The sequence below is a fragment of the Kitasatospora sp. NPDC085879 genome, from assembly GCF_040686255.1.
Classification (GTDB): Bacteria; Actinomycetota; Actinomycetes; order Streptomycetales; family Streptomycetaceae; genus Kitasatospora.
The window spans coordinates 1-1,212 of record NZ_JBFBJZ010000206.1; the positions used below are offsets into that span (position 1 = coordinate 1).

Here is a 1,212-nt window from a genome sequence, read left to right on the forward strand (position 1 = left end):
AGCTACCTTGCAGGCCTCTACCTCCGCGCCTCGATGATCTGGATAGACGACCTCGTGCGACCACTCAATTGATCACAACCTCACACAGGCCCTAGGAGGACCCCGGCGGCGCGGGCGTTCTCGGCGACCTGTTCGGGGCGGGAGGCGCCGATGATCGCGGCGGCGACGTTCCGGTTCTGCAGCACCCAGGCGACGGCGAGCTGGGCCGGGGTGAGCCCGGCCTGTTCGGCGAGCGGGCGCAGCTGCTGGACGCGTTCCAGGACGTCCGGGCGCATCCAGCGGGCGACGAAGTCGGCGCCGCCCTTCTCGTCGGTGGCCCGGGAGCCGGCGGGCGGTGCGGCGCCGGGCAGGTACTTGCCCGTCAGCACGCCCTGGGCGATGGGCGACCAGACGATCTGGCCGATGCCGAGCTCCTCGCAGGTGGGGACGACCTCGGCCTCGATGACCCGCCAGAGCGCGCTGTACTGCGGCTGGCTGGAGACGAAGGGCACCCGGAGTTCGCGGGCGAGGGCGTGGCCGGCGCGGATCTGGTCGGCGGTCCATTCGGAGACGCCGATGTACAGGGCCTTGCCGGCGCGGACCACGTCGGCGAAGGCCTCCATCGTCTCCTCGAGCGGGGTCGAGGGGTCGTAGCGGTGCGCCTGGTAGACGTCCACGTAGTCGGTCTGGAGGCGGCGCAGTGAGCCGTCGATCGCCTCCGTGATGTGCTTGCGGCCGAGGCCGCGGTCGTTGCGGCCGGGGCCGGTGGGCCAGAACACCTTGGTGAGGATCTCCAGGCCTTCGCGGCGCTCGCCCTTGAGGGCCCGGCCGAGCACCGACTCGGCGCGGGTCTCGGCGTAGACGTCGGCGGTGTCGAAGGTGGTGATGCCGGTGTCGAGGGCGGCGCGGATGCAGGCTGCGGCGGTGTCCTCCTCCACCTGGGAGCCGTGGGTGAGCCAGTTGCCGTAGGCGATCTCGCTGATGACCAGGCCGCTGCGGCCCAGGTGGCGGAACTCCATGGGTCGGGTCCTCTCCGAACGGGTGTCGGTCCGATCATCCCCCGTCGTAGGCGGCTGTGCTGGCCGCATGGCCGGGCACCGCCCTGGTCCGACCGTGCCGTCCCCGGGGGGGGGGGGGGGGGGGCCCCCCCCCCGGGCGGGGGGCGGGTTTGGGCGGGGGGCGCGCCCCCCCCCGCCGGTGTTAGCGGGCCGGGGGGGGGTTGCGAGCCGGGCC

General features: G+C 73.5%; 1 protein-coding gene. It reads right to left on the bottom strand.

Annotated elements, in window-relative coordinates; translation table 11 throughout:
* Positions 1-80: 80 nt before the first annotated feature.
* Positions 81-998, bottom strand: coding sequence for an aldo/keto reductase family protein (locus AB0P35_RS42200; protein WP_363521938.1), 918 nt, complete (start codon positions 996-998; stop codon positions 81-83).
* Between the last annotated feature and the right edge of the window lie 214 nt (positions 999-1,212).